Source organism: Nocardia nova (assembly GCF_002933465.1).
GTDB classification, from domain to species: domain Bacteria; phylum Actinomycetota; class Actinomycetes; order Mycobacteriales; family Mycobacteriaceae; genus Nocardia; species Nocardia nova_B.
The window spans coordinates 41,717-63,421 of record NZ_PSZE01000032.1; the positions used below are offsets into that span (position 1 = coordinate 41,717).

21 protein-coding genes are annotated in these 21,705 nt (G+C 67.8%); 14 read left to right on the forward strand and 7 right to left on the reverse strand.

All coding sequences use genetic code 11. The annotated features are described in order from the left end of the window. Positions 1–4,083, forward strand: a complete 4,083-nt coding sequence (eccCa, locus tag C5E41_RS27940; RefSeq protein ID WP_104378723.1) for a type VII secretion protein EccCa — start codon at positions 1–3, stop codon at positions 4,081–4,083. A 2-nt stretch (positions 4,084–4,085) separates the two neighbouring features. On the opposite strand, the gene C5E41_RS27945 is transcribed toward eccCa, so the two are convergent. Both C5E41_RS27945 and C5E41_RS27950 read right to left on the reverse strand, forming a co-directional pair. After that, positions 4,086–4,670, reverse strand: a complete 585-nt coding sequence (locus C5E41_RS27945; RefSeq protein WP_104378724.1) for a GNAT family N-acetyltransferase — start codon at positions 4,668–4,670, stop codon at positions 4,086–4,088. Continuing rightward, complete coding sequence (locus tag C5E41_RS27950; RefSeq protein WP_104378725.1) at positions 4,667–5,506, reverse strand: GntR family transcriptional regulator; 840 nt, start codon at positions 5,504–5,506, stop codon at positions 4,667–4,669. The genes C5E41_RS27945 and C5E41_RS27950 overlap by 4 nt, the downstream gene beginning before the upstream one ends. Positions 5,507–5,657: 151 nt before the next feature. Between C5E41_RS27950 and C5E41_RS27955 the strand changes: the two genes are divergently transcribed. Beyond that, positions 5,658–6,179, forward strand: a complete 522-nt coding sequence (locus tag C5E41_RS27955) for a DUF4254 domain-containing protein (RefSeq protein ID WP_258081309.1) — start codon at positions 5,658–5,660, stop codon at positions 6,177–6,179. 6 nt (positions 6,180–6,185) lie between these two features. On the opposite strand, the gene C5E41_RS27960 is transcribed toward C5E41_RS27955, so the two are convergent. Then, entirely contained in the window at positions 6,186–6,713 is a 528-nt protein-coding gene (locus C5E41_RS27960; protein WP_104378727.1) for a hypothetical protein, read from the reverse strand. A gap of 100 nt (positions 6,714–6,813) precedes the next feature. Here C5E41_RS27960 and C5E41_RS27965 point away from each other — a divergent pair, with 100 nt between their 5' ends. Then, positions 6,814–7,806 carry a GlxA family transcriptional regulator gene (locus C5E41_RS27965; RefSeq protein ID WP_104378728.1) on the forward strand — a complete coding sequence of 331 codons (993 nt, stop codon included), beginning with the start codon at positions 6,814–6,816 and terminating at the stop codon, positions 7,804–7,806. On the opposite strand, the gene C5E41_RS35415 is transcribed toward C5E41_RS27965, so the two are convergent. Then, a complete protein-coding gene (locus C5E41_RS35415) occupies positions 7,800–10,784 on the reverse strand; it encodes a nucleotide-binding protein (RefSeq protein ID WP_258081310.1) in 2,985 nt (994 codons plus the stop codon). The genes C5E41_RS27965 and C5E41_RS35415 overlap by 7 nt on opposite strands. A gap of 264 nt (positions 10,785–11,048) precedes the next feature. On the opposite strand from C5E41_RS35415, the gene C5E41_RS27975 reads away from it, so the two are divergent. From C5E41_RS27975 to C5E41_RS28015, 9 genes are all read left to right on the forward strand, one after another. Then, on the forward strand, positions 11,049–12,317 hold the full coding sequence (locus tag C5E41_RS27975) for an MFS transporter (RefSeq protein WP_104378729.1): 1,269 nt from the start codon (positions 11,049–11,051) through the stop codon (positions 12,315–12,317). A gap of 275 nt (positions 12,318–12,592) precedes the next feature. Next, positions 12,593–12,814: a translation initiation factor IF-1 gene (gene infA / locus C5E41_RS27980; RefSeq protein ID WP_003886926.1), complete on the forward strand. Its 222-nt coding sequence runs from the start codon at positions 12,593–12,595 to the stop codon at positions 12,812–12,814. A gap of 157 nt (positions 12,815–12,971) precedes the next feature. Then, a complete protein-coding gene (gene rpmJ / locus C5E41_RS27985; protein ID WP_025347279.1) occupies positions 12,972–13,085 on the forward strand; it encodes a 50S ribosomal protein L36 in 114 nt (37 codons plus the stop codon). A 223-nt stretch (positions 13,086–13,308) separates the two neighbouring features. Further along, a complete protein-coding gene (rpsM, locus tag C5E41_RS27990; RefSeq protein ID WP_030513443.1) occupies positions 13,309–13,680 on the forward strand; it encodes a 30S ribosomal protein S13 in 372 nt (123 codons plus the stop codon). A 31-nt stretch (positions 13,681–13,711) separates the two neighbouring features. After that, a complete protein-coding gene (gene rpsK / locus C5E41_RS27995) occupies positions 13,712–14,125 on the forward strand; it encodes a 30S ribosomal protein S11 (RefSeq protein WP_025347281.1) in 414 nt (137 codons plus the stop codon). Positions 14,126–14,146: 21 nt separating this feature from the next. Beyond that, positions 14,147–14,752 (forward strand): 30S ribosomal protein S4, encoded by a 606-nt coding sequence (rpsD, locus tag C5E41_RS28000; RefSeq protein ID WP_104378730.1) that lies wholly within the window; start codon positions 14,147–14,149, stop codon positions 14,750–14,752. A gap of 97 nt (positions 14,753–14,849) precedes the next feature. Further along, complete coding sequence (locus tag C5E41_RS28005; RefSeq protein WP_025347283.1) at positions 14,850–15,908, forward strand: DNA-directed RNA polymerase subunit alpha; 1,059 nt, start codon at positions 14,850–14,852, stop codon at positions 15,906–15,908. A gap of 50 nt (positions 15,909–15,958) precedes the next feature. Further along, positions 15,959–16,450 (forward strand): 50S ribosomal protein L17, encoded by a 492-nt coding sequence (gene rplQ / locus C5E41_RS28010; RefSeq protein ID WP_104378731.1) that lies wholly within the window; start codon positions 15,959–15,961, stop codon positions 16,448–16,450. A gap of 105 nt (positions 16,451–16,555) precedes the next feature. Beyond that, entirely contained in the window at positions 16,556–17,515 is a 960-nt protein-coding gene (locus tag C5E41_RS28015; protein ID WP_104378732.1) for a tRNA pseudouridine synthase A, read from the forward strand. A gap of 251 nt (positions 17,516–17,766) precedes the next feature. Here the strand turns inward: C5E41_RS28015 and C5E41_RS28020 are convergent, their stop codons facing one another. After that, entirely contained in the window at positions 17,767–18,219 is a 453-nt protein-coding gene (locus C5E41_RS28020; protein WP_104378747.1) for an Hsp20/alpha crystallin family protein, read from the reverse strand. A gap of 166 nt (positions 18,220–18,385) precedes the next feature. On the opposite strand from C5E41_RS28020, the gene C5E41_RS28025 reads away from it, so the two are divergent. Continuing rightward, on the forward strand, positions 18,386–19,231 hold the full coding sequence (locus tag C5E41_RS28025; RefSeq protein WP_104378733.1) for an LLM class F420-dependent oxidoreductase: 846 nt from the start codon (positions 18,386–18,388) through the stop codon (positions 19,229–19,231). A gap of 77 nt (positions 19,232–19,308) precedes the next feature. Here C5E41_RS28025 and C5E41_RS28030 read toward each other — a convergent pair whose 3' ends face one another. Next, positions 19,309–19,638: a metal-sensitive transcriptional regulator gene (locus C5E41_RS28030; protein WP_104378748.1), complete on the reverse strand. Its 330-nt coding sequence runs from the start codon at positions 19,636–19,638 to the stop codon at positions 19,309–19,311. A 153-nt stretch (positions 19,639–19,791) separates the two neighbouring features. On the opposite strand from C5E41_RS28030, the gene C5E41_RS28035 reads away from it, so the two are divergent. After that, entirely contained in the window at positions 19,792–20,601 is an 810-nt protein-coding gene (locus C5E41_RS28035; RefSeq protein WP_104378734.1) for an S-methyl-5'-thioadenosine phosphorylase, read from the forward strand. Between the two features lie 25 nt (positions 20,602–20,626). Here C5E41_RS28035 and C5E41_RS28040 read toward each other — a convergent pair whose 3' ends face one another. Next, positions 20,627–21,670 (reverse strand): GAF domain-containing protein, encoded by a 1,044-nt coding sequence (locus tag C5E41_RS28040; protein WP_258081312.1) that lies wholly within the window; start codon positions 21,668–21,670, stop codon positions 20,627–20,629. Between the last annotated feature and the right edge of the window lie 35 nt (positions 21,671–21,705).

The window sequence follows — 21,705 nt, forward strand, 5'->3', positions numbered from 1 at the left end:
ATGTCCACCGACGGATTCGTGCGCCGACCGCGGATCGCCCCGCCGCGGGCACCGGGCGGGGAGGTGGCGCTGACCGCCCCGCCGGAGATACCGCGGCCGGTGCCACCCGCTCTGCTGATGCGGCTCATGCCCGTGGTCATGGTGGTCGCGGTGGTCGGCATGCTCGCGATGATGGTGATGATGGGGCGCAATCTGCTCGCCAACCCCTTCATGTTGATGTTTCCGATGATGATGCTGATGTCGATGGTCGGGATGATGGCGGGAATGCGTGGCTCGGGCGGCCCCAAGCGCGCCGCCGAACTGAACGAGGAACGCAAGGACTACTTCCGCTACCTCGACCAGGTCCGCCGCGACGTCCGCAAAACCGGTGGCGCACAGCTGCAATCGCTGATCTGGAGCCATCCGGAACCGGCCGATCTGCGCGCGGTGGCCGGCACCCGCCGGATGTGGGAACGCCGCCCCAACGACCCGGATTTCGGGCATGTGCGCGTCGGTGTCGGCAGTCACCGGCTGGCCACCAAACTGGCCCGCCCGGAGACCGGTCCGCTCGAGGACCTCGAGCCGGTGTCCACGGTGGCGCTGCGCCGCTTCGTGCGCACCCATTCGGTGGTGCACGGCCTGCCCACGGCCCTGTCGCTGCGTGCGTTCCCGGCGATCAACGTCGAGGGCCGCCCGGACGAGACGCGCATGCTGGTGCGCGCCATGCTGATGGAATACGTGACCTTTCACGGCCCCGACCACGCCGCGGTCGCGATCATCTGCGCCGACCCGGACGCCGAGGCCTGGTCGTGGGCGAAATGGCTTCCGCACCTGCAGCATCCGGTCGACCGCGACGGCATGGGCGCGGCCCGGATGATGTATCGCTCGCTGGCCGAACTGGAGACCTCCATGGCGGCCGAACTGCTCGAGCGCGGCCGGTTCATGCGCAACGCCCAGCCCACGGCCGGGCGCATCCATTTGCTGGTCATCATCGACGACGGCTATGTCAGCGGTACCGAGCGGATCGTCAGCGACGCGGGCCTGGACTCGGTCACGGTGCTCGACCTCACCGCGCCGCAGGCCGGGCTCGCGGTGCGCCGCGGTCTGCAACTGGTGGTCGCCGACGGTACCGTCGCCGCGAGATCTGCCGCGGGCGTGGAACAATTCGCCACGTCCGACCCGGTGACGATCGCCGAAGCGCAGACGCTGGCGCGGGCGCTGGCCCGCTATCGGGTGGCCACCGCGGCGCAGATCGTGAGCCTCGGCGACGAATCGCGAGCCGTGCCCGGCCTGATGGAGCTGTTGAAGATTCCCGATGCCGCGCAGATCGATCCGGCGTCGGTGTGGCGCCCGCGCAACGATCGCGAGCGGCTGCGCGTGCCGATCGGTATCACTCCCGACGGCACCCCGGTCGAGATCGACATCAAGGAGTCGGCCGAAAACGGTATGGGACCGCACGGATTGTGCATCGGCGCAACGGGTTCGGGTAAGTCCGAATTCCTGCGCACCCTGGTGCTGTCCATGGTGACGACCCATTCGCCGGATCAGCTGAACATGGTGCTGGTCGACTTCAAGGGTGGCGCCACCTTCCTCGGACTCGAATCGCTCGCGCACGTCGCCGCGGTGATTACCAACCTGGAGGAGGAGATCGCGCTTGTCGACCGCATGAAGGACGCGCTGTCGGGTGAGATGACCCGGCGCCAGGAACTGCTCCGCTCGGCCGGAAACTTCGCCAACGTCACCGAATACGAGCGAGCCCGCGCGGCCGGCGCGGCGCTGGATCCGCTGCCCGCACTGTTCATCATCGTCGACGAGTTCTCCGAACTGCTCTCGCAGAAACCGGATTTCGCGGATTTGTTCGTCATGATCGGCCGCCTCGGCCGCTCCTTGCGCGTCCACCTGCTGCTGGCCTCGCAGCGGCTCGAGGAGAACAAACTTCGCGGCCTCGACTCGCACTTGTCCTACCGGATCGGCCTGCGCACCTTCTCCGCGAACGAATCGCGCGCGGTGCTCGGCATCACCGACGCCTACCACCTGCCGAGTGTGCCGGGCTCGGCGTACCTCAAAAGCGATGCCGACGATCCGCTGCGGTTCAACGCCTGCTACGTCTCCGGCGCCTACGAATCGCCCGCGGGCAACGCGCCCGGGCGCACCGGCGGCGGGCAGCGCGGGGGCGGGCAGGAGCCGGTGGTCTTCACCGCGGCGCCGGTCCCGGTGCGCACACCGGTGGCGGCCACCCAGGCGCGCGGGCCGCTCGGCCGCCCCGAACTTCCGCCGCCGCCCGGCTCACCCGAGGCGGAGCTGGAACTGCCGCCCGGCACCCCCGCCGAAACGGTGCCCAAGACACTGCTCAACGTGGTCGTGGACCGGCTGCGCGGTCACGGCCGCCCGGCCCACGAGGTGTGGCTGCCTCCGCTGGACGAATCACCGTCGGTGGACATGCTGCTACCGGACCCGGACTGGCGCTCGCCGGTGAACCGGCACGGCCGGTTGTGGTGGCCGATCGGTGTGATCGACAAGCCCTATGAGCAGCGCCGCGATGTGCTGATCGTGGATCTGTCGGCGGGGCAGGGCAATCTGGCCGTGGTCGGCGGTCCGCAGTCCGGTAAGTCGACCACGCTGCGTTCGATCATCATGGCGGCCGCGGCCACCCACACGCCGGAGCAGGTGCAGTTCTACTGTCTGGACTTCGGTGGTGGCACGCTGGCGGGTCTGTCCGACATCCCGCATGTCGGCTCGGTGGCCGGGCGCATGGATGTCGACCGGGTGCGCCGCACCGTCGCCGAGATGGTGACCCTGCTGCACCAGCGCGAGGAGCGGTTCCGGGAGCTGGGCATCGAGTCGATCCACGAATTTCGCCGCCGCAAAGCCGAACTGGCACAGCGGAGTCCGGCCGAACAAGCGGCGGACCCGCTGTCGCAGGATCTGTTCGGTGACGTCTTCCTGGTGGTCGACGGCTGGGCGACCATCCGCGCCGAATTCGACGTACTGGAACCGGCCTTCAACGCACTGGCCGCGCAGGGTCTGTCCTACGGCATCCACCTCATGATCGGGGCCACCCGCTGGGGCGAGATCCGCCCGGCGGTCAAGGATCTCGTCGGCACCCGGCTGGAACTGCGCCTCGGCGACCCCAGCGACTCCGAAATGGACCGCCGTACCGCGGTGCTGGTACCGGTGGGCCGCCCCGGCCGCGGTCTGACGCCGGAGAAGTTGCATATGCTCGTCGCCCTGCCGCGCCTGGATTCCAGCTCCGATCCGGCGACTCTCTCCGACGGAATCGCGCTGGCGCGCGGCCAGTTCGCCGAGCTGTACGGCGATCGGCGCGCACCCGCGGTCCGCATGTTGCCGCTGCGGGTGCCGCGTGAACAGGTGCTCGCCGAGGCCGCGAAGCGCGGGATCGAATGCAGCGCCACTCGGGTAGTCGTCGGCCTCGGCGAGAACGAATTGACACCGCTGGTCATGGATTTCGACGCCCAGCCGCACCTGATGGCCTTCGCCGACGTGGAATGTGGCAAGACCACGCTGCTGCGCAACATCGTGCTCGGCATCACCGAGAATTCGACGGCCGAGCAGGCGCGCATCATCCTGATCGATTACCGGCGCACCATGCTCGGTGTTCTGGAGGGGCAGCAGCTCGCCGGCTACTCCACCTCCGGCCAGACGTCGTTCGACATGATCAAGGAGGTCGCCGCCTATCTGCGGCAACGGATTCCGGGTTCGGACATCACCCCGCAGCAGTTGCGCGACCGCAGTTGGTGGACCGGGCCGGAGATCTACATCGTGGTCGACGACTACGACATGGTCGCCACCGGTACGGGCAATCCGCTCGAACCGCTGCTGGAATTCATTCCGCAGGCCCGCGATATCGGTATGCACCTGATCGTGGCGCGGCGCTCCGGCGGTGCCTCGCGGGCGCTGTACGACAAAGTGCTGGGCATGATGAAGGACCTGTCGGTCGACGCGCTGCTGATGTCGGCGCCCAAGGACGAGGGCAAATTGCTCGGCGACGTGCGGTCGGCCAAGCTGGCACCGGGCCGGGGCACGCTCGTATCCCGTGCCCGGGACAACGAAATGGTGCAGGTGAGCTATCTGCCGCCGGTCTGAGGTCAGGGCACCGGATCTCCCCGGTCCGCGGGCAGGTGCTGCCGCAGGATCGGTTCCGGTAGGTCCCAGCTGTCGGCGCGGCGTTCGAACAGCGCGGCCGACGGTCCGCTGACGGCCGGGTTGGCGATGCGGGCCAGCCGGAATCCCGCCGCCCGGTAGTACCGGTGCAGGTCGGTATTCCTGGTCCAGGCGTCCAGCCGCACCCAATGACGTTGCCGCACAACGCCCAGCGCGGCGGCATGGGTGAGGAGCGCGCGGCCGACACCGTACCCGGCGAAGCGCAGATCGACGATCATGTAGTGCACGATCACCGCGTCGGCGATCTCCCGCGGTGACCACAGGCCGGGATCGGCGCGATCGTTCACGGTGACGGTTCCCGCGAATTCGCCGTCGACCTCCGCCACCCAGGTCTCCCCGGCCGAGACCGACCGGCCGACGGCGTGCGCAAACCGCTCGATCGACAGCCCCCGGCCCTGCCGAGTCCACTGATCCGACCCGCGTGCCGCAAGCCAGGCCGTGCGTTGGAGCCGTAGTCGGCAAATGCTGCCGAGATCGGCCGAGCGGGCCTGGCGGATGCGGATCGTCATGGTGAACCGGGAACCAGTGAGTTACCGAAGGAATGGGAGTTGCCCGGAGGATGCGGCGCCCCCAGGGTCTTGCGGATGAGGGCGGTGCCCTCGTCGTCACCGAGTTCGTAGGCCAGCCGGTTGCGTGCGGCCAGCGACCGCTGGCGGGTGACCCGCATGATGCGGGTGTTGCTGGCGCCGATGCGCAGATGGTCTAGCAGCATGGTGCCGGCTCCGACGCCCAGGACGGCGGCTTCGTCGGCATTCGCGGGGCGCGCCACGACTGTATCCCGGTGGGCCGTTTCGGGATATCCGCGCGCGGCCAGTCGCCGCGTGGTGCCCTCCGGAATGTCGTGCGGGGAATCGATTCCGGTGAGTTCAGCCAGGTCACGCGGGTAGTAGCTGACCTCCCACGACCACGGCTCGTTGTCCAGGTACTGCACGACGGTGCGGGCGACGACCCAGGAATCCTTCGGCACGCCGAGCCAGTGCGCGACTTCCGTACCGGCCGGTTCCATTCGGGCGCTGAACTGTTTGGCCGGTTCGCGCCCGGCGGCACGGGCGGTCTCGGAGAAGATGTCGTGTGCCGACTTGGGGCGGTCGCGCCGAATGTGGCTGGTCACCACGGATTCCAGGACCTCCTGGCTGCGCACGATCGTGCCCCGGGAAGTCGCTGTGAACAGCAGGTTTTCGGCAACGAGCACCTGAATCGCGTTACGCGCGGTGGTGATCGAGACGTGCATCTGATCGGCCAGCTCGTTGTGGCTGGGCAGGCGATCACCAGGTTTGTACGTGCCGTCGCGAATCGCCTCCCGTAGGACATCGGCGATGCGCTGGTACCTCGGACCGGCGGCCATCTCGCTCCTCGGTTGTACCTTCAAGGAAAGAAAGTTTACTCTGCTGGTTGACGGGGCGGTGTGACCCTTGACACACACATTCAGAGGTTTATTGTAATGAACGTCCTGACCATTGGTTGTACGGCGACGACGGCGAGGCAACGTGGCTGGTTTGGAGACGTCCCCGATGGTGGTCGTGGCATTGCCCGACACACCACACACACCGACGGCCGTCGAGTTCCTGACGACCGAAGTTCTGCCGAGTTCGGATCTGTTGTTGCGTGCGTGCCGGGGGCATCGCGTGATCGGCGGCCCGATCCTGTGGTTCGCGCGCGACCTGGCGGTACTGTTCGAACGCCAGCTCGGCCGCGGCGGTTCCACGCCGGATCCGGACTCCGCCCTGATGATCGAAATCGGCAGACGGCGAATGGAATTGGTGATGGCGATCGACGATTGGATCGTCCGCGCCGTGCCGCAGCAGGGTTCCGGCGCCACCTTGCACACCGAAACGATCGGCGCCGTCATCGACCGGCTGGCCGAAGCGTCGGTCCGCGCGCACCACGCGCTGATGACCCTCGACGCGAACGACGATGTGCTGCATAGCGCCTGGCATCACCTGGCCGAATTGGCCGACGGTTACGACGATCTGGTGCGGGAGGTACTCACCGGACGGCGTCGCCTGCCGACCTGGTGAGTCGGTCTAGTAGCTCAGCGATCGGCACGAGCCCGCGATCCGCGGTGCGCGGCTGTGCCGCGACCGATCCGCCGGCAGCGGTGCCGGATTCAACCGGGTCACCCGCCGTGGTCGTGACCCACCGGCCAGTTCGGTGAAGCGAATCGTGTTCCAGCCGAACGGTATGAGGTGAACCAGTTCGCCGCGTTCCTCCAGGCGCTCGGTGAGCTCGGACACGACGTCCAGCGCATCCGCCAAGCCGGTGAGTACGTCGTCGGGGTCACCACCGCCGGCGCGTCGATCGGTTCGTGCCCACGGCGCCACGCTTTCGACGACGATGTAGCGGGCGTCGTTGTGTAGCGCAATGGTTTTCACGACCTCGACCGCCGCCGGAAGTACCGCGGCATCGCCCGGCTCGACCGCGATCTGCAGGACCAGGCAGTCCACGAACAATTTCCGGGCGCGCACGGCCGCCGGATTCAGCGCGACCGCGCACGGCCCCGCCGCGGTGACCTCGTATCCGAAGAGGTGACACGCAGTGCTCACGATGCGCATCGCGCACCTCTGTTCACCCACACCGTCATACCGGCAACCCTAAGCGGTGGATACGCGCAATATCAGTGTCGTATCCGACGCATTCAGTACTGTTTACGACATGGATGTAGCGGTTTTCGTCGTAGACGGCGTCGGAGACCTCGGTCTCGCCGCCGTCTTGGAGGTCTTCAACACGGCGAACTCGCTCGTCGACGATCCGGAGCTCGAGCCCGAACCGTGGCGGGTGCACACCGTCGCGCTCGGCAGCAGCGTCCGCTCGGGCCACGGCCATCTGATTCCCACCACCCCGTTGGCCGAAGTACCCGCCGACATCGGCCCGATCATCGTGCCCGCGGTGCTGGCCGTGGATGCGGACGCGGTGGTCGACCTCATCGCCGCGCCCGCCAACAGGCCGGTACTGGAACGTATTTCGCAGGCGCACCGCGCGGGGACAGCGCTGGCCGCCGCGTGCACCGGAACCTTCTTTCTCGCGGAGGCCGGGGTGCTCGACGGGCTGCCCGCGACGACGAGCTGGTGGCTCGGCCCGGCCTTCCGCCGCCGCTATCCGAACGTCGACCTGGACGAGGGGCGCATCCTGTGCCGCTCCGGTCATATCGCGACGGCCGCGGCCGCCCTGGCGCACCTCGACCTCGCATTGGCCACGGTGGCCGGTCGCAGTCCCGCCCAAGCCGAACGCGCGGCCCGGATGTTGTTGGCCGGCAGCGGAGGCGAGCAACGCGACTACATCGTCCCGCAGGTGATCGCGCGCGGGAATTCGCTGGTGGCGGCGTTCGAACGCTGGGTGCGTGGACATATCGCCGAGCAGTTCCGGATCACCGACGCCGCCCGCGAACTCGGCGTCACCGTGCGCAGCCTGCAGCGTGCCACACAGGCCGAAATCGGGATGTCACCACGGGATTTCGTGAACGAGATCCGCCTCGAACGCGCCACCCGGCTGCTGCACACCACCAATGCCACCGTGGAGGCGGTGGCCGCGCGGGTCGGCTACCTCAATGCCGGCACCCTGCGGGGCCTGTTCCGGCGCCGCCGCGGACGCAGTATCGCCGAGGTTCGGGCGACCCCGCTCACCTGGCAGGCCCGCGGCACTCAGTAACCGCCGAACCGCCGATGGTCGGTGGCGAAATCGTCGGCCACCGTCGCCGCCAGTTCGACCAGCGCACGCTTGGTGTTCTTGTGCAGCCGGGCCAGATCGATCTCGGCGCCCTCGGCCAGATGCGGGTCGTAGGGGATGACGTGCACGGCGCGGCACCGGGCCAGGAAGTATTCGCGCAGATGCTGAATCGCGACATTCGGCGACCCCTCGCGCGGGAGATTGATCACCACTACGGCATTGCGCACCAGGTGGTCGTGCCCGTGCAGGGAGAGCCAGTCCAGCGTCGCCGCCGCACTGCGGGCGCCGTCGATCGCCGAGGACGAGATCAGCACCAGCGAATGCGCCAGATCCAGCACTCCCGCCATGGCCGAATGCATCAGTCCGGTACCGCAGTCGGTGAGGATGATGTTGTAGAACCGCTGCAGGACGCGCAGCACCTGGCGGTACTCGTCCTCGCTGAACGATTCCGACGCCGCCGGATCACGCTCGCTGGCGAGCACTTCCAGCCGGCTGGTGGCCTGCGAGGTGTGCCGCCGCACGTCGCCATAACTGCGAATCTGCTGATCCAGCAACAGATCCCGCACCGTGGACCGGGTCTGCAGCGGCACCCGCTGCGACAGTGTGCCGAAGTCCGGGTTGGCATCGACGGCGATCACGCGGTCGCCGCGGATGGAGGCGAAGATCGAGCCGATGCCCATGGTAGTGGTCGTCTTGCCGACGCCGCCCTTCAACGACAGGGTGGCGATCCGGTAGTCGCCGCGCACCGGCTGCCGAATCCGAGCCACCAATTCCTGCAGGCGGCGCTCCTCCGCGGACATACCCGGATTGATGGCACCGCCCGACATGTGGTGCACCGCGCGCCGCCACCCCGAACCGGGGGCCTTCTTCGCCCGGCGCATCGGCACATCCTCCAGCGAGGGCGTCACGCCGTTCGGTGGGTACTGCTGCGGCGGCTGACCCTGCTGGTACTGCGCCTGCGGGTTCGGGGCCTGCTGATATTGGGCCTGTGGGTTGGCAGCCTGCTGATACTGCTCGGGCGAATTGACGTGCGGCCCGGGCATATACGGATTCGGCCGCGCGTACTGCTGCGGCTGGGAGTACTGATCCGGCTGCCGTGCGGCCCACTGCTGTTCGGGACCGGTCGCCGGGCCCGGCACATGCGGCGGTTGCGGCCCGCTGTGCCACTGGGCGTCCGGGGCGGGCTGTGGGATCCGAGGCTGCGAAACGCCCTGCGGGCCGACGACCATCGTCGATTCGGAATTCGGCGCCTGCGGCAGCGGGCCGGAACGGTCTGTGTGCGTGCCGAAGTCCGGAGCGGGCGGCTGCTGGTACTGCGGTATCTGTGGCGCGACGCCGTACGGCGGATTCGCTCCGTCGGGCGCCTGCGGCCGCGCATCGGGCCGCGGCGGTACCGCGTCCATCCCGTTCCACGCGGCGGTGCCCGCATCCGGTCCGGGCCGCACGGCAGGTTCGTGAGCCGACACCGGTTCGGAGACGAGCCGATGCCGCCCGCTCCACTGCGGACCCGCCGAACCGGCGCCACCGGTGTCGGCATTCCCGGAGCCGTAGAATCCCACCCCACCGACCACCGACGATGCACCCGAATCGCTTTCCGGCGCATGGGTTCCCATCGTCGGCGAGTGGACGGGCCGCGTACCGGAAGTCGAATCGCTACCGTGCGGAACTCCGGCGGTGCCGCCTGCGAACGCATCCCACGTGGTGCCGCCTCCGTGCCCGGAGTCTTCCGCCGCCGCGCCGGGGATGCGCGCACCGGGAGTGTTCGATACGGCGGTCTCGCCGGGCGCACCCGAATCCTCGGTCGCCCGATGCGCGACCGAAGCCGCGGCGGCGTCGCCGTGCCCGGGCGCGGAATCGGCCGGTGCGGGCGATTGCTCCGTTGCCCGGCCGAGCCACGCGGGCGCCTCCTCCACGACGCCGGAAGTTCGCACGCCCACGTTCCCGGCGTGTTCACTCGCATCCGGGTTCGATCCGAACGGACCGCCCGCCGACCCGTGCGCCGGAACGTCGGCCGATACGGGGGGAGTGGTCCCGACCGGAGTGTCGGCCGAGGCGGGGCGTGCGTGCGCCGACTGCCGGGGTAGGTCCGGTGCGCCTGCGGTCGGCGCGGCCGTGGTGTCGTTCGATGCGGACGAAACCTGCTGAGCACCGGCGTTGTTCGGATGCGACGACGCGTCCTCGTACCCTTCCGGCACGCCCAGCCTCGGCGGCGGCCCGGGACGGGCGGGGGGAGCCGAGGCAGGCCACTCGGGCAGCGGCGGCGGAGTCGGCGCCGACTGCTGGGGCGGCGGCGGCAGGTCGGGCCGTCGCGTCACCCGCACGGTCATCTCCGCATCCGCGCTTTCAGCGGCCGGAACCGGAGTGCTCGGCATATGTTGCGGCGCAGGCGGAATCGGCGGGTGGGTGGGAGTCTGCGGCGGTGCCGTCGGAAACTCGCCGGACAACGGCGCGGAGGGAAGCGGGGTGACCGGGCCGGACGCTGCCTGCGGCGGCTGCAAGAACTGATTCTGTTGCTGCGCACGGAAATCGGCCGGGATCACACCCTGGGTGCCGTCCGGGCGGTAGCCGTCGGGCGCGTGCTGGCCCGGCATCGCCTCGGAGCTCTGCGAACCGTTGCCGCGCAATGTTTCCGGCCCCGGCTGTGCATCGCCCCTGGGCGCGGCGGATTCGGGCGGTCCCCAGGAGGGCGCCGCCTCACCGGCGGCCGGCTCGGTGTCGGCCTTGTCCTTGCGCCGGGATTTCCGCCTTTTCCGGTCGGAATCCTTCTTGTCGGAGTCCTTCTTGTCGGAGTCCGCGCGATCGTCTGATTTGCGGGAGAACAACCGCCGCGGACCGCTGTCTTCGGGGATGTACTCCTCGTGCGGCAGGTTCTCGACCGGAGCTTCGTATCCCGTTTGCGTGACATCGCTCTCCGACAGCCACGGGGGCAGCATCGGCAGATCGTTGTTGTTGCGACTCACGGCAGTACCTCACCGCGGTTCGTGGTCGGGGCCTCGCCGGGGATCGTGCCGATCGGGTTCGAGGGCGCTGCGTCCGTAATTCGCTCGCTGCGCACGCTCACGGGTGTCCCCCTGGGATCTGCTGGACCGATTTCCTGGACAGCCGGTAGTTTACGCGAGGGCTATCGGCCGTGACGGGCGTCCTACCCACAGCCGACAAGCCGGACGGCGGACGCGCCGCGTGGTTCGGTTGCCCCTTATTTGCGAGGTCGGGAGCGTATCGAAATGGCAATCACCGCAGGCGATGATCCCCGCGCGGCCCGGTTGGACGAACTTCCCGTCCGTCCGGTCCATCGCACACTCGTCGCCCTGGTCGGCCTGGGTCTGTTCTTCGATCTCTACGAACTGTTCCTCGCCGGCACCATCACCGGTGTGCTGAAGCAGCAGCTCGCGCTGTCGACCTATCAGCTGAGCGGCATCCTCGCCTCCGCCTTCGTCGGCCAATTCCTCGGCGCCCTGCTCATCGGCCGGCTCTCGGACCTCTTCGGGCGCCGCCGGATGTTCATGATCAATATCGGGGTGTACGCCGGATTCACCCTGCTCGGCGCGTTCAGCCCCAACGTCTGGTTCCTGATGGCGACGCGCGTACTCGCGGGCCTCGGCATCGGTGCGGAGATGACCGTCTCCGACACCTATCTGTCGGAGACGATGCCGCCGCAGGTCCGCGGGCGGATGATCGCCATCGCCTACACCATCGGATTCTGCGCGGTCCCGACCGTCGGATTCCTGGCTCGGTGGCTGGTTCCGCTGGAACCGTTCGGCACCGACGGCTGGCGCTGGCTGTTCGTCTTCGGCGGACTCGGCGCCGCCCTGGTCTTCGTCGCCCGCCGGCACATGCCCGAGTCCCCGCGCTGGCAGGCCCAGCACGACAAGGCGGCCGGGACCCCGGCGAAGGTGGCGTTCGCCGACATCCTGCGCGGCGCCAATCGCGGCCGCACCCTGCTGTTCTCCGCGGTGATGATCCTGCAGGTGTTCGGCTACTACGGTTTCGGCACATTGGCGGTGCTGGTCTTGCAGCACAAGGGGTTCACGGTGGTGAACTCGCTGGGCTATCTGACCGTCACCTATCTGGGCTATCCGCTGGGTTCGCTGCTGTCGATTCCGCTGATCGAGCGCACTGAGCGCAAATACCTGGTACTGGCCTCGGCCGGACTGATGGCGCTGTTCGGCCTCGTCTTCGGATTCGCCACCAGCGTGCCGCTGATTCTGCTGTCGGGCGGCCTGTTCACCCTGGCCAGCAACATCTTCTCCAACGCCCTGCACACGTATCTGCCGGAGTCGTTCCCCACGACCGTGCGCGGCACCGCCTCGGGTACGGCCTATTCCCTGTCGAAACTGAGCACCGCCGTGCAGCCGTTCGTGCTGCTCCCGCTGCTGGACAACCACGGGCCCGGTGCGGTGTTCACGGTGATCACGGTCGCACTGGTGGTGATGCTCGGATTGATCGCGGCGTGGGGCCCGCTGACCGGGCGCGGTCCGCTCGCCGACCATTAGCCGAAGCCGCGCGAACGGTGCGCAGAAGCCGCCGCGAACAGCGCGAGGGGACCGCATTTGGCCGGATCGCGGGCGCACGGGTAAGCTTGGTCGGCGGTGCACCTGCCCGACGTCTGTGCTCATGCGACTGTGTGTCCGCTTGGGACTTACGAAGAGTATGGCACCGGGTCGACTGGAGTGCACCGGTAACTGCAGTGCACCGGTAACTGCAGTGACAAGCTAGCCGAAGAGTTGAGACCACACAGGGTTTCAGCGTAAGCGGGATCGCGGAGGATATGGCGAAGAAAGACGGGGCCATCGAGGTCGAGGGTCGAGTTATCGAGCCACTGCCGAATGCGATGTTCCGCATCGAGCTGGAGAACGGTCACAAGGTTCTCGCGCACATCAGCGGCAAGATGCGTCAGCACTACATCCGCATCCTGCCCGAGGACCGCGTGGTCGTGGAGCTTTCTCCTTACGACCTGTCCCGCGGTCGCATCGTCTACCGCTACAAGTGAGTTTCCGGGAAGCGATTCCCGGGAGAGTCCGGACGCCGGACTCGCGAGGTTCAGGGGTGGATTCACCCCGGAATCCGCGCCAAAGATTTCCCCAGTCACACGGCTGGGGAAAAGCTGTGTTCACACCCGGTGTGGACCACAACCAGATTGGACGGACGTGAAGGTTCAGCCGAGCGTCAAGAAGATCTGCGAGAAGTGCAAGGTGATCCGCCGTAACGGCCGGGTCATGGTGATCTGCGACAACCTGCGTCACAAGCAGCGTCAGGGCTGACCTGGACTGCGCCCCGACGCAGGGGTTCACCAGCCAAGCACCGAACGCAGTTCGGATTGGCACAGAAAAGAAGACCTCCCAGCGCCAGTCGCCGTCGGCGAGCTCGCCGTCTCGGAAACGAGCGGAGAGCGGACGGACGACCTACCCCCGGAACGGAGGCCGGGGCCCCATTCGAGGGGACGGACAGGGAGCAGACCTCCGCAACAGTTAAGGAAGCTGCCACATGGCACGTCTGATGGGCGTCGATCTCCCGCGCGAGAAGCGCATGGAGATCGCGCTGACCTACATTTTCGGCATCGGTCGTACCCGCGCCAAGGAGATCCTGGACGCCACCGGCGTCAGCCCCGACCTGCGGTCGAAGGATCTCAGCGACGACGACGTCACCCGGTTGCGCGATTACATCGAGGCGTCGGAGTTCAAGGTCGAAGGTGACCTGCGCCGTGAGGTGCAGGCCGACATCCGCCGCAAGATCGAGATCGGCTGCTACCAGGGCATCCGCCACCGCCGCCACCTGCCGGTGCGCGGACAGCGGACCAAGACCAATGCGCGCACGCGCAAGGGTCCGAAGAAGACCGTCGCCGGCAAGAAGAAGTAGGGATAAACCTACTTCCCGAAGGGATACCACCATGCCTCCGAAGAGTCGGGCCTCCGGCCCCAAGAAGTCCCAGAAGGCGCGTCGCCGGGACAAGAAGAACGTTCCGCACGGCCACGCGCACATCAAGTCCACGTTCAACAACACGATCGTCTCGATCACCGACCCCGAGGGCAACGTGATCTCGTGGGCGTCGTCGGGCCACGTCGGCTTCAAGGGTTCGCGTAAGTCGACCCCGTTCGCCGCGCAGCTCGCCGCCGAGAACGCCGCCCGCAAGGCGCAGGAGAACGGCGTCAAGAAGGTCGACGTGTTCGTCAAGGGCCCGGGTTCGGGCCGTGAGACCGCGATCCGCTCGCTGCAGGCCGCCGGCCTCGAGGTGGGCACGATCTCCGACGTCACCCCGCAGCCGCACAACGGCTGCCGTCCGCCCAAGCGGCGTCGCGTCTAGCGGGAAAGGATTTAGCGAAAAATGGCTCGTTATACAGGCCCCATCACCCGCAAGTCGCGTCGTCTGCGTGTCGACCTCGTCGGAGGCGACCAGGCGTTCGAGCGTCGTCCCTACCCGCCCGGCCAGCACGGCCGCGCGCGGATCAAGGAGAGCGAGTACCTGCTCCAGCTGCAGGAGAAGCAGAAGGCCCGCTTCACCTACGGCGTGATGGAGAAGCAGTTCCGCCGCTACTACGAAGAGGCGAACCGTCGCAAGGGTAAGACCGGCGACAACATGCTGCAGCTGCTCGAGTCGCGTCTGGACAACGTCGTGTACCGCGCCGGTCTGGCCCGGACCCGCCGCCAGGCCCGTCAGCTGGTCTCGCACGGCCACTTCCTGGTGAACAACCGCAAGGTCGACGTCCCCAGCTTCCAGGTCTCTCAGTACGACATCATCGATGTCAAGGAGAAGTCGCTGCCGACGCTGCCGTTCCAGATCGCCCGTGAGACCCAGGGCGATCGCCCGATCCCGGGCTGGCTGCAGGTCGTTCCGAACCGGCTGCGGATCCTGGTCCACCAGCTCCCGGAACGCGCGCAGATCGATGTGCCGCTGAACGAACAGCTCATCGTCGAGTACTACTCGAAGTAAGCCGTTCGTGCTGCTGGTGGGTGAGCACTTTCCGTGCTCATCCACACCCCAGTTCGTGGGCGTCAAATAGCGGGCGCCCCTGAAGGAGGAGATCCTCATGCTGATTTCACAGCGACCCACACTGGCCGAAGAGGTATTGGCCGAGAACCGCTCGAAGTTCACCATCGAACCCCTCGAGCCGGGCTTCGGTTACACCCTCGGCAATTCGCTGCGCCGCACCCTGCTGTCCTCGATTCCGGGGGCCGCGGTGACCAGCATCCGCATCGACGGCGTGCTGCACGAGTTCACCACCGTCCCGGGCGTGAAGGAAGACGTCACCGACATCATCCTGAACCTCAAGGGCCTGGTCGTGTCGTCCGAAGAGGACGAGCCGGTCACCATGTACGTGCGCAAGCAGGGCCCGGGCACCGTCACCGCCGGTGACATCGTTCCCCCGGCCGGTGTGACCGTGCACAACCCGGATATGCACATCGCCACCCTGAACGACAAGGGCAAGCTGGAGATCGAGCTCGTCGTCGAGCGCGGTCGCGGTTACGTCCCGGCCGTGCAGAACAAGGCCTCGGGTGCGGAAATCGGCCGGATCCCGGTGGATTCGATCTACTCACCGGTGCTGAAGGTGACCTACAAGGTCGAGGCCACCCGTGTCGAGCAGCGCACCGACTTCGACCGGCTCATCCTGGACGTCGAGACCAAGAACTCGATCTCCCCGCGGGATGCGCTGGCGTCGGCCGGTAAGACCCTGGTCGAGCTGTTCGGCCTGGCGCGCGAGCTGAACGTGGAGGCCGAGGGTATCGAGATCGGGCCCAGCCCGGCCGAGGCGGACCACATCGCCTCGTTCGCGCTGCCGATCGAGGACCTGGACCTCACCGTGCGCTCGTACAACTGCCTCAAGCGCGAGGGTGTGCACACCGTCGGCGAGCTGGTTGCGCGGACCGAATCGGATCTGCTGGACATCCGCAACTTCGGCCAGAAGTCCATCGACGAGGTGAAGGTCAAGCTGCATTCGCTCGGCCTGTCGCTGAAGGACAGCCCGGCCTCCTTCGATCCGTCGAGCGTCGTCGGCTACGACGCCGCCACCGGAACCTGGAGTGACAGCGGCTCCTTCGGCGATACCGACAACGGCGAGCAGGATTACGCCGAAACCGAACAGCTCTAGGTCGCACGGGGTGCCAGCCCCGGTTCGGCCTTCCCAAAGGAGAACAACCAATGCCCAAGCCCAAGAAGGGTGCTCGCTTCGGCGGGTCGGCGTCGCACCAGAAGGCGATCTTCGCCAATCTGGCCACGGCGCTCTTCGAGCACGGTCGGATCACGACCACCGAGGCCAAGGCCAAGGCGCTGCGCCCCTACGCCGAGAAGCTGGTCACCAAGGCAAAGGCCGGTTCGCTGGCCGACCGCCGCGAGGTGCTCAAGGTGATCCGCAACAAGGACGTGGTACACGAACTCTTCGCGAACATCGGACCGTCGTTCGAGGGTCGCGAGGGTGGCTACACCCGGATCATCAAGACCGTGCCCCGCAAGGGTGACAACGCGCCGATGGCGATCATCGAGCTGGTCCGGGAGAAGACCGTGACCAACGAGGCCGATCGCGCCCGCCGGGTCGCCGCCCAGCAGGCCAAGACCGAGGCTGCTGAGGCGAAGGCCGACGAGGCTGCTGAGGCGGAGTCCGCCGAGGCTCCTGCCGAGGAAAAGGCGGAATGAGTTGGTCCCCGCCGCGTGCGGGGACCTCTCGATCCGCGTCGGGAATTCACGAGTGAGCCCGCCGTCCCCTCCGGGTCGGCGGGCTTCGCTCATGTTAACCAGGAAATGGCTGTGACCATGCAGGATCCGGTGGCAACCTCGGTTGCGGTTCGAGTACGGCTCGACATCGCCTATGACGGCACCGATTTCACCGGCTGGGCCCGCCAGCCCGGCCTGCGGACCGTGCAGGGTGTGCTCGAGGAGTCGCTGAGCAAGGTCCTGCGCGAACCGATTCAGCTGACGGTGGCCGGCCGCACGGACGCCGGAGTTCATGCCGAGGGACAGGTCGCGCATTTCGACACGACCGCGCTGCCCGACTACGACAAGTTGCTGCACCGTTTGGCACGATTCCTGCCCAAGGATGTGCGTGTCACCGGAATTCGCACCGCCCCACCGGAATTCGACGCTCGTTTCTCCGCGATCCGCCGCCACTACGCCTATCGGCTGACCACCGCCCCCTATGGGGCCCCGCCCCTGCTGTCCCGCAGCGTGGTTGCCTGCCGCCCCGGTGTCGATGTCGACGCGATGCGCGCGGCGTCGCGAAAACTGTTGGGACTCCACGATTTCGCCGCGTTCTGCCGTCGGCGCGAAGGGGCGACGACGGTCCGCGAATTGCAGCGGTTCGAATGGGTCACGACGCCCATCGATCCCGTGCTTGCCGCCGGAACCGGCCTCGCGTCCGATCCGGTGAATCGGGGCGATGAGGCCGCCGTCGCTGCGCGGTCGTTCGCGGATGGCCCCGCGCAGATGCTCACCGCCTATGTCAGCGCCGACGCGTTCTGCTGGTCCATGGTGCGCAGTCTGGTGGGCGCGGTGCTCGCGGTGGGGGAGGGGCGCCGTACACCCGACTGGGTGGAAAGCCTGCTCGCGGAACGGGAGCGGGCCAGTTCGGTCACCGTGGCCCCGGCCCACGGCCTGAGTCTGATCGCTGTCGACTACCCGGCGGATGCCGACCTCGCCGCACGCAACGCCGAAACCCGGGAGATGCGCACAATCCCCGAGCCGGGCGGCTGCTGCGGTAGCTAACACCGCCCGGCTCGGGGGCAAAGCCGCTGCCGGCCTCCGACAGCCGACGGCCCCGCGGAGTCCGCGGGGCCGTACGAGTCGCTATTCGAGGGTTGCGCGTTCTCACCTCCTTGTCGCTGCGACGATCCTCGGTTCCGCCCGCCCATCCGGCCACCTTGCACCGGTGAATGGTGTTGTGCGGCTTGCACGCTCGTCTGTCGCCGATGGCGCGGGCTGGTCCGTGCCGCGGCCGTAGGGCCGCGGCTGCCCGGTCAGCTGCTCTCGGAGTGGCCGGCCTCGATGGTCTTCGGGCCCTGGCTCATTCCGCCGATCTCGATGCGACGTGGCTTGGCCTTCTCGGCGATCGGCAGGGTCACCGACAGCACACCGTCGTTGTAGGTGGCGCTGATGTCGTCGGTATCGATGCCCTCACCGAGCGACAGCTGCCGCATGTACGTTCCCGCGAATCGTTCCGACGCGATCCATTGCACATGCTCGTCACCCGGCAGGCTGCGCTGCGCCTTCAGCGTCAGGGTGCCGTTGTCCACGCTCACGTCGACCGATCCGGGATCGACGCCCGGTAGATCGGCATTGAGGACGTAGTGGTCACCGGCCTTGAACAAATCCATCGGCATGAATCGCGGCGCGCGGGTGGTTCCGGCGGCATCCCCCAGGAGCTGCCGGGCGACGCTGTCGATGTCGTGGAACGGGTCGAACCTCAGCACAGGAATCACCTCCATATCCAGTGGTGACGCCCGCCTCGGCGGCGAGCGCCGTGAGCTGTTCGACCCCCAATTTAGCACTCTCCGAGTGCGAGTGCCAGATTGCTGCCATCGAATTTTCTCCGCGCCGATCGGAATAGTCGCCCGCGCAGGGGAGTTCGCAACGACTATGACTGAGGGTGTGCGAACCAGGAATATCGGCAAGTTCGGCGTGTGGCGGTATTACGCGGGCTTCGAACCGGGGCAGGCCCGTGAACTGGAGGGTCTCGGCTACAGCACGTTGTGGCTGGGCGGCTCGCCGCCGGCGGACCTGCCGGCCGTGGAAGCGCTGCTCGAGGAGACCGAAACGCTGACGGTCGGAACCAGCATCGTCAACATCTGGTCCGCGCCGGCCGAACAGGTGGCCGAGTCGTTCCATCGCATCGACCGCCGGTTCCCGGGCCGGTTCATCCTCGGATTCGGCGCCGGACATCCCGAACAGGATTCGGACTTCCGCAAGCCCTATGACGCACTTGTCGACTATGCCGACGTCCTCGACGCCAATGGCGTCCCGAAACAGCAGCGCGCGCTGGCCGCACTCGGTCCGCGGGTGCTGAAGCTGGCCGCCGACCGCACCGCGGGTGCGCTGCCCTACCTCGTGACCGCCGAGCACACCCGGCAGGCCCGCGAGATTCTGGGACCCGATGCGCTGCTCGTGCCCGAGCACAAGATCTCGTTCAGCGCCGACCCGGTCCAGGCCCGCCTGACCGCCCGCCCGCGCACGGAGTTCTACCTGAACCTGCAGAACTACGTGGCGAATTTGCGTCGGCTCGGCTTCGGTGACGAAGATCTGACTCCGCCCGGCAGCGATCGGCTCATCGACGCGCTGGCGCTGCACGGATCCGCCGATGAAATCGCCGACGCGCTGGTCGAACATCTGACGGCCGGCGCCGATCAGGTAGCCATTCAGGTCACCGACAACGACCACGTCGGAGTGCTGCGCGCGCTGGCGCCGGCGCTGGCAGCGCGGGTCTGATCGTTGCCTCGCGACCGCCGGCCGCGTCCGACTTCAGGGGCGGAGCGGCGGTCGCTCGGCGTGAATGTCGGCGCGGCTCAGGAGCGGACCAGCCGCGCGATGGCGTCGGTGGCCTCTTTGATCTTGGCCTCGGCCTCGGGCCCACCCTGAACGGCCGCGTCGACCACACAGTGACTGATGTGGTCCTCGAGCAGGCCCATGGCCACCGCCTGCAGGGCCTTGGTCATGGCCGAGACCTGAGTGAGGATATCGATGCAGTACTTCTCCTCTTCGACCATGCGCTGTAGGCCGCGCGCCTGCCCCTCGATCCGGCGCAGCCGCTTGAGGTAGTCGTCCTTGGCGGTGATGTAGCCGTGGGTGGCGTGGTCGTGCCCGGGCTGCGCGGCCGCCTCTGCGGTCCGAACCATGCTGCTCTGATCCTCGGTCACCGGCTGTTCCTCGCTCCCGCCCTGGTGGTTCATACCCCCCTAGGGTACATTATTCGAGGGGTACTGTCAGGGTAGCGGGTGCGAGGTGAGGCGGCGGGGGCCGCCGTCGCGGCGTACGCGAGAATTGCGGGTATGAGTTCGGATCCCCGCCCCGCACTGGCCATCATCGGCGGTAGTGGCTTCTACGATTTCTTCGGCGACGACGCGACCACCCTCGAGGTCGAAACACCCTATGGTGTGCCGAGCGCGCCGATCACGGTAGGGGAGGTCGAGGGCCGTCAGGTCGCATTCCTGCCGCGGCACGGGCGCAAGCACGAGTACTCCCCACACACTGTGCCGTATCAGGCCAATATGTGGGCCCTGCGCTCGATCGGCGTGCGACGGATCTTCGCGCCGTGCGCGGTGGGCAGCCTGCGGGCGGATTGGGGGCCTGGCACCGTGGCGGTCCCCGACCAGCTGGTGGACCGGACCTCCGGCCGCGCGCAGACCTACTTCGACAACGGCGGTATCCACGTCTCCTTCGCCGATCCGTACTGCGACGATCTGCGCGCGGTCGCTACGCGCGCGGCGGTGCCCGAGCTGCCGATGCGGCCGGCGGCCACCATGGTCGTGGTGCAGGGCCCGCGCTTCTCCACCCGGGCCGAGAGCCGCTGGTTCGCCGGACAGGGATGGGAACTGGTGAACATGACCGGATATCCGGAAGCCGTTCTCGCTCGCGAACTCGAAATGTGTTATGCCGCGATCGCTTTGGTGACCGACCTCGATGCCGGTCTGGAGGCCGGGGAGGGTGTCAGTGCGGCCGCCGTCTTCGCCGAATTCGAGCGAAACCTGGTGCCGTTCAAGACCCTGGTGCGTCGCGCGGTCGCCGGTGTCGAGGGCATGGAGACTTGCGAACACTGCACGGTGCACGCCGGGGTCGCGCTGCCGTTCGAACTGCCCTGACGGACTCTCCACGCCGCATCGACCGCTAGGGAGTGGCGGGTTCACGGAGATCGATCCGGGCCAGCGCGAAATGGGGGACGCCGGTGCCGTCCGGACCGTGGGGTAGTGGTGAGACCTCCACGTCCACGGTGAGCCAGCCTCCGGTCGTATCCGCCAGCCGGAGGTTCGGCAGCGTCCACGACGGCGCGCCGGCCCGGATCGCCGTGCGCGCGGCGATGATTCGCTCCCGGTCGCCGGGGTGTGGCAGCGTGCGTTCGTCCGTGCCGCCGGACCAGTCCAGTCCCGGCACCGGCGCGCTGATCCACCGGATCACCCGGACTCGCTCGGTGTCGACCACCACCAGATACATTCCGGGATTGCGGCTGACCAGGGCGTCGATCGTGGCCGCCTCGAAGGACTTCGGCTGCGGCGCAACGCTGTCGGTGACATCGGCCAGAATGCCGCGCCACAGGTAGGGATCGGCGGCGGAGTTGCGTGTCGCCATCATCAACGTGTGTAGCCCCTCCGGCGTGCGCACGCAGATTTCGCCGCACCAGCGCGATCCGGGTGTGGCGCGTGTCACGATCGCGGCCAGATCCAGGGCATCGTCGAAACGTTCGACATGTTCGAAGGATTCGGCTCCGATCCAGACGCTGCGCTTGCGGTCGAATGCCGGGCCCCGACCCGCGGAACGCACTTCCGTGCGCCGGGTGCGCGCGTCGAGCAGAAGGGTCGCGACCGACGGCGGCGCGGGTGGCTCGCCGGGGCCCACCCACAGCTGCACCGCGTGCACCCGGTCGTCGGGCCCGGTCAGCGCGATCGCGCGGGCGTTATGTCCGGACCAGGCATGTCGGGACTTCGGCAGCTGCCGCTCGACCCTCTCACCGCTCGCGGCCGCGGCGGTGAGGATCGGCATCAGCCGGGTGGGAACGGTGCGCGCCAACGATTTCCATCGCCGCGGTGCGGTGTCGACGGCCAGGACCGACCAGGTGGGCGGAACGTCGAGTGTTTCGATCAGCAACCAATGTCCGAGAATCACGAATTTCGCCCCCTCCTGATCGATCCGCGGCGCCCCGCCTGTCGCGGCCATCGGCCATAGCCGTCCAATATGGTGCTCGAAGATTT